The organism is Aliifodinibius sp. S!AR15-10, from assembly GCF_031569985.1.
In the GTDB taxonomy this organism is placed as follows: Bacteria; Bacteroidota; Rhodothermia; order Balneolales; family Balneolaceae; genus JAMQKA01.
This window is the reverse complement of the sequence record NZ_JAMQKA010000042.1, coordinates 46,055-52,535: the sequence shown is the minus strand read 5'-3', so window position 1 is coordinate 52,535 and position 6,481 is coordinate 46,055. Positions and strand designations below refer to the sequence as shown.

Below are 6,481 nucleotides of genomic sequence, written 5' to 3'. Positions count from 1 at the left end.
TTGGGAAGATTGATGATTATGAGCCCAATCGCTATAGCGATAGAACAACAAGAGCCGTATGACGGGAGACTGTCACGTACGGTTCTGTGAGGGCCTTGGGGTGAAATTCCCCTTGGCTACTCGACTACTCTACTTCAAGCTGGCGTATCATGAAGAAGAGAGGTAATAGGAAATTCTGATTGTTTGAAAGTCTGCTATATTTTAACTGCTTCTCCCTCTTTCTTCCAAAACAGGCTAATTGACTCCAGTAAAATCCAGATCGTGAAGCCCAGGATGATTGCTCCCAGTGTAAATAGCAGGAGATTACCCTCGGTTTCACCAAGTCCCGACCAATCAAAAACGACCTGCTGAACCATTGCCCAAAGCGTCATAAACAGCAGGAAGACCATCGGCACTACAGTGTAGATGACCGATCGTCCTTTCTTTCGCAGCCAAATTGAGATCAGCAGAAAACTGATGCCCGCAAGCAGCTGGTTGGAGGTGCCAAAAAGTGGCCATAGAAGGTATCCACCGGAACCCAGGCCGCGGGGACCTTCCGGAAGGAGGACAAGTGCTGCACTCGATAAGACGGCAATAGATGTTGCTACGTGAATGCGGGTTAAGGGCTGTACACTATAAATTTCTCCAAGCTCGGAAATGATATACCGCATCAGGCGCACTGAGGTATCAAGCGTGGTAGCAGCAAAGCTGATCACGATAACGGCAATAATTGTGCGGGCCGCTTCAGCGGGAATAAGGAGACCAGTGGCCAGTTCGCCGGCGCCCTGGATAAAGGCGTTCAGGCCATTGGCACCGGCTGCTGAAAAGGAGGAGTAGGTAGCCTGGAATTCCTGTCCGCTTGCAAAAAAGGTAGCTATGGCTACGATAGTGATCACTGCGAGAGCACCTTCTCCCACAGCCCCGAGGTAGCCTACGAACCGGGCGTCGGTGTCCTTATCGAGCTGCTTGGAGGTAGTACCCGAAGAAACCAGCCCATGAAATCCAGATACAGCCCCACAGGCAATTGTAATGAATAGCAATGGAAACCAGCTGACGTCATCCACCGCTTGGTTGGACAGGGGCGCTGTCACTTCAGGTGAAACGAAAAGCAGTCCAAGGTAGAGGATGGCCAGCCCTAAAATGAGCTGTTCGGCATTTATGAAATCCCGCGGTTGCAACAGCTTCCACACCGGCAGGACGGAGGCGATATAGACATAGATCATCAGGACCACAATCCAGACCAGAAAAGACATCGATACTCCATTCAAGCCAAATAGAACGGTGGCATCCTGTCCGCCGAAATAACGCACCAAGTCGATCTGGAGTGCAGGGGCATAGGTCGCGATTATTGCTGAAAAATACATTACGGCCAGCACAATGATGGAGGGAATCAGCATATTCCGCTCCTTTTGATAAGTATAATATCCGATCCAGACAGCGAGTGGTATTTGAACAAAAATCGAAATAACACTAGCGGGGAAGGAGATGAAGAGGTTGGAAATAACCCATGCAAAGACGGCATTTACCATCAGGACCAAAATGAGGATGATAAACAGAAACAGGATGCGCACGCGTTCACCCACCAGTTCACCGGCAAGGGTTCCTATCGAATGCCCTTTGTGACGCACAGAAAGTACGAGTGTGCCGAAGTCGTGCACTCCAGCGGCGAATACGGTACCCAACGCTACCCACAGAATAGCGGGTAACCATCCCCAGTAGATAGCAATTGCCGGTCCCACGATAGGTGCCGCTCCGGCAACAGATGTAAAGTGATGGCCCAGTACCACCCATTTGTTAGTGGGCACGAAGTCAACTCCGTCATGTTTCTCGTGAGCGGGAGTTTCAAAATTTGGGTCGAGTTGGTAGATCTTTTCCGCTATGAATTTTGAATAGAATCGATATCCCAAAATAAAGATGACTAAAGCCGAAGTAGCCAACCAGATTCCGTTCACGGTCCACCTCTTTTACTTTTATACTATGAATGGTTGATTGTCGAGTAACAAATCCCCAGTTATCCTCATAAATCACTAATTTAATGTACTTGTCGATCTTACTATAAGGATAAATTGGAATAATGTGAATTTTTCTGCTGTTTTGCGCAGTAGGTGTCAACTCATTATATGAGCATTTATGATTGAACCTGAAGTTCTGTTATCCGGCTATGCCCGGGGCGTATTTCCCATGGCCGATTCACGTCACGCTCCCGAGGCCAAATGGTATACGGCAAGTCGCCGGGGGATAATTCCATTAGATAAGTTTAGCGTCTCATCAAATGTAAGGCGCATCATCCGGAATGATCATTACGTGGTGAAAATAGATTCTGCTTTTCGTGATGTGATGGAGGGATGTGCTGACCGGAATTCGACCTGGATTTCTGATGAGATTATTGAATCCTATTGCCGGTTGAATGAGTTGGATTATGCCCATTCGGTGGATGTGTACGATTATGATGGAAATCTTGTCGGTGGGCAATACGGGGTATCGCTGGGAGCTGCGTTTTTTGGGGAATCAATGTTCGAGCGGGCCAAAGAGGCGTCAAAAGTGGCGCTCTATTATTGCCACAAGGCGTTAGTAAATGGAGGTTTTGAACTCTGGGATACACAATTCTGGAATGAGCACCTGGCGCAGTTTGGATGCATTGAAATATCAGACAAAGAATACCAGGAAAGACTTCGGGAGGCTCTAAAGAAAAAGGCTGTTTTTCAGTGAGCAGTGTGTCAGTGATCAGTGCTCAAATGAGAATCAGGATTTAGGAATTGCTACCAGATGATGGAGTTCTATTGTAATATTACGTACTTCGTATTGCGTATTGGTAGCGTCTTTATTTAAAAGCAGGGTCAAATACGCAGTACTTTGTAGTTATTCCTTGACACTGTCCTGTAAACTAAGCAGTCTCTGATAACTGATAACTGATAACTGATAACTGATAACTGATAACTGATAACTGATAACTGATAACTGATAACTGTACTACGCCTTGGCCACTTTTGAAGCGAGCACTTCCCTGATTTTTTGCTCAATCCCTTCCGGATCTAAACCCACTTCATGATGGAGCTCTTTTTGGGTGCCGTGTTCAACGATGCGGTCAGGAACGCCCATAATGGTGACAGGGATGCTGTATGTTTTATCAGCGAGATATTCTGTGACGGCACCACCAAAACCGCCCTGCTTTGTGCCATCCTCAATGGTGATGATATGCTCGTAGGAATGGCAGATTTCATCAAGAAGTTCGGTGTCCAGCGGCTTGGCGAAACGCATATCGTAATGCCCGATCCGGATTCCTTCAGCCTCAAGCTTGTCAGCTACTTCAGCAACATAATTGCCCATGGGACCGAAACTCAGGAATGCGATATCTTCTCCTTCGCGCAGGCACTGACCTTTACCGATCTCCATTGCCCGGAATCCTTTGGGATAATCCATGCCGGTGGCCTTACCACGCGGGTAGCGAATGGCCCAGGCATTGTCCTCATGTTTTGAGGCCGTATACATCATGTTGCGCAGTTCTTCCTCGTTGAGTGGAGAGGAGACAATCATGTTAGGCACCGCCCGCAGGTACGAGATGTCGTAGAGGCCATGGTGCGTTGGTCCGTCAGCTCCAACAAGTCCCGCACGGTCAATGCAAAAAATAACGGGCAGTTTCTGTATCGCCACATCGTGGATCACCTGGTCATAGGCACGTTGCAGGAAGGTTGAGTAGATGGCTGCAAACGGTTTTTTGCCTTCTGTTGCCAGTCCTGCTGCAAATGTTATTGAGTGCTGTTCGGCAATGCCCACATCAAAAGCGCGGTCGGGAAAAGCATCCATGAGCGGCCATAAACTGGAGCCGCTGGGCATGGCGGGGGTAATGCCGACAATGCGGTCATCTTTTTCGGCAAGCTCTACCACCGCTTCTCCAAAAATATGCTGGTACTTGGGAATTGTTGGACCTGTCTTTTCGGGAGCAAGAGACTTTCCGGTAATCTTGTCAAAGGGGCTGCTCTGCGCGTGCCATTTGGTTTGCTCGCGTTCCGCCGGGGCAAATCCTTTGCCCTTGACCGTAACGGCGTGGAGCAGTTTTGGGCCGGGGATATCCTTCAGGTCTTCGAGGTGGCGGCGCAGCGAATCAACATTGTGGCCATCCACCGGCCCGTAGTACTTGAAACCCAGGGCTTGGAAAAGAGCACCCGGCGTTATTGCTGCCGTTACTGCTTTCTCCAGTTTGGATGCCGCTTTCCGCATCTGCTCTCCGGCCTTTTTAAAGTGACCCAGCAGGTCGTAAATTTCATCACGAATCTTGTTGAATGTCTTGCTGGTGGTGATGTCGGTCAAGTACTCTTTGAGTGCCCCAACATTCGGGTCGATCGACATATTGTTGTCATTCAGGATGACGATCATATCTCTGTTTAGTGCCCCGGCATTATTCATCGCCTCGAACGCCAGGCCAGCCGTCATGGCCCCGTCTCCGATCAGGGCAACTACATTGTTCTCTTTATCGCTGATATCACGTGCCACGGCCATACCGAGTGCTGCAGAGATGGAGGTACTGGAGTGGCCGACGCCAAAATCATCATATTCACTTTCACTACGCTTGGGGAACCCGGAGAGGCCACCGTACTTGCGGTTGGTGTGGAAGTTTTCTCTTCGACCCGTTAAAATTTTGTGTCCATACGCCTGGTGACCCACATCCCAGATGATACGGTCTTCAGGAGTATTAAAAACATAGTGCATGGCAACGGTGAGCTCGACAACACCAAGACTAGCTCCAAAATGTCCCCCGTGCGTGGATACCGAATCTATGATAAAATCACGCAGCTCGTCGCAGAGGTCGACGAGTTGCTCCGGTTTTAGCTTTTTGAGATCATCCGGGGTATTTACCCTGGCCAGCAGAGGACCCGGTTCAATTTTATCATAATCCATAATTAGTCATTTTCTTTGGTTCCGTTGTGCTGCTCATGCACTTTTTTAATGCGAAGCTCAGCTTCCTCGAGCGTCTCGGTACATATTTTGGAAAGCTCAATCCCCTCTTCATACAGCTTAATCGAGTCTTCCAGTGATACAGATTCATCTTCAAGCTCCGAGACAATCTCTTTCAACCTTCTTAAAGCATCTTCAAAACTCGGGCGTTCCTTATCAGACATAAATATTTACAATTATCAGTTCTTCTAAAATCTTCTAAACCTAATAATAAAACAGTTTCAGGGGGTGGATTCCAATTCTTTTTCCATTTCCTTTTTCTTCTTCTGTTCTTCCTTCTTTGTTTCCCGGTCGAATTGCTGAATAAAGGAGTCGAGCTCACTTCCGCTCAAAAAGGAAATTTTCTTGGTTTCGCGGTATTGCTGGTAAAAAACAGAAATAAGCGCTGCAGTCGGAACAGCGATCAACAAACCCACTACGCCAAGCATAAATCCAAAAAACAGGAGCGATACCATCACCAAAAGCGGATGCAGCCCGACATGGTGTCCAACAACGCGCGGTACGATAAAGCCTGACTCCAGGACCTGTTCAACTCCAAATACAATGTAGATGGCCGGAAGATGTTGGAACCACGGATCACCGAAAGTAGCACCCACCAGCGTGCAGACCGAAACACTAACCCAAAGTCCAAATGTAGGGATGAAATTTGTTAACCCTGAAAAGATACCGAGAACAAGAGCATAGGGGACATCCAGCAGGTAGAAGCCGAGACTCAGGTTGATGCTGCTAATCAAAACCACGATAAACTGCCCGCGCAAATACGCTCCCACGATGCGGCTGATTTCAGTGGTGTAATCCGTGGAGACATTGGCCGGGGTGATAAGTGAACGTACGAATATGCCGATTTTCTGGTAGTCTCGGATCATAAAGAAGCAAAGGAAGGGAGTCAATATCACAAAAAAGAGTACTGCAACGGCGCTCCCCACGCCGGTCAGGTATCCTGATGAGAGGTCGGTCAGGTCTTGGTAAAAGCCTACAATGATTGAGTTGATCTGGTCAACTAGTTGCGTTTTGAAGGTGGCGCTTTCGAAGCCGATACGATCAAAAAGAGCCAGTAGACCCGTCGACTCAACCCAGGCCTCTGTATTTGTTGAAGCCTCGTTCAGAAGCGTACCCAGTTTGGAAAGTTGATCCATCACCGTGGGTATGGTGATTACCAGCAGCGAGGTCAAAAGCCCCAGGCAGCCCACCGTAAATAGACCGGCTATAAGTCCACGCGGTATCCGGCGTTTTTCCAGCTTTTCGACCAGTGGATTGATAATGAACGCGAGGATATAAGCGACGATAAACGGAACGAGCAGGTGTCCCGAATCGTAAATCAGCCATAGTCCTGCAGCAAAAGCTGTTGCGTAAAGCAGTGCGCGCGCCACCGGTTGCTGCCGAATTGGATAGAGCACAATGCCGATGATCAGCCCGTATCCCAGTGGATTAATCAGGTGTTCCAGCTGGTACATCAGGAAGAGCAACGCCAATACGCCACCGGTCAACAGCACAAGCTGACCACGATCACTTAACCAGGAATGTATATTCTTTGGCATTTGGGGGTTTG

The 6,481-nt window shown here is 48.5% G+C and carries 5 protein-coding genes; 1 reads left to right on the top strand and 4 read right to left on the bottom strand.

The genetic code is table 11. The features are described from left to right. Positions 1 to 194: 194 nt before the first annotated feature. Positions 195 to 1,931: a carbon starvation protein A gene (locus NC796_RS20350; protein ID WP_310687257.1), complete on the bottom strand. Its 1,737-nt coding sequence runs from the start codon at positions 1,929 to 1,931 to the stop codon at positions 195 to 197. A 178-nt stretch (positions 1,932 to 2,109) separates the two neighbouring features. On the opposite strand from NC796_RS20350, the gene aat reads away from it, so the two are divergent. Further along, the gene (gene aat / locus NC796_RS20345) at positions 2,110 to 2,688 is read left to right on the top strand and encodes a leucyl/phenylalanyl-tRNA--protein transferase (RefSeq protein WP_310687256.1); all 579 of its coding nucleotides are present in this window, start codon (positions 2,110 to 2,112) and stop codon (positions 2,686 to 2,688) included. A 261-nt stretch (positions 2,689 to 2,949) separates the two neighbouring features. Here aat and dxs read toward each other — a convergent pair whose 3' ends face one another. From dxs to NC796_RS20330, 3 genes are read right to left on the bottom strand one after another with little or no spacing between them, the layout of a single operon-like run. Further along, on the bottom strand, positions 2,950 to 4,875 hold the full coding sequence (gene dxs, locus NC796_RS20340; RefSeq protein ID WP_310687255.1) for a 1-deoxy-D-xylulose-5-phosphate synthase: 1,926 nt from the start codon (positions 4,873 to 4,875) through the stop codon (positions 2,950 to 2,952). A gap of 2 nt (positions 4,876 to 4,877) precedes the next feature. Further along, on the bottom strand, positions 4,878 to 5,096 hold the full coding sequence (xseB, locus tag NC796_RS20335; protein WP_310687254.1) for an exodeoxyribonuclease VII small subunit: 219 nt from the start codon (positions 5,094 to 5,096) through the stop codon (positions 4,878 to 4,880). A 57-nt stretch (positions 5,097 to 5,153) separates the two neighbouring features. Further along, on the bottom strand, positions 5,154 to 6,470 hold the full coding sequence (locus NC796_RS20330; RefSeq protein ID WP_310687253.1) for an AI-2E family transporter: 1,317 nt from the start codon (positions 6,468 to 6,470) through the stop codon (positions 5,154 to 5,156). Positions 6,471 to 6,481 lie beyond the last annotated feature (11 nt).

Bases quoted from the DNA above. Each gene is read 5' to 3' on its own strand.
- aat (WP_310687256.1), top strand. From the start codon at position 2,110: ATGATTGAACCTGAAGTTCTGTTATCCGGCTATGCCCGGGGCGTATTT.
- dxs (WP_310687255.1), bottom strand. From the start codon at position 4,875: ATGGATTATGATAAAATTGAACCGGGTCCTCTGCTGGCCAGGGTAAAT.
- xseB (WP_310687254.1), bottom strand. From the start codon at position 5,096: ATGTCTGATAAGGAACGCCCGAGTTTTGAAGATGCTTTAAGAAGGTTG.
- NC796_RS20330 (WP_310687253.1), bottom strand. From the start codon at position 6,470: ATGCCAAAGAATATACATTCCTGGTTAAGTGATCGTGGTCAGCTTGTG.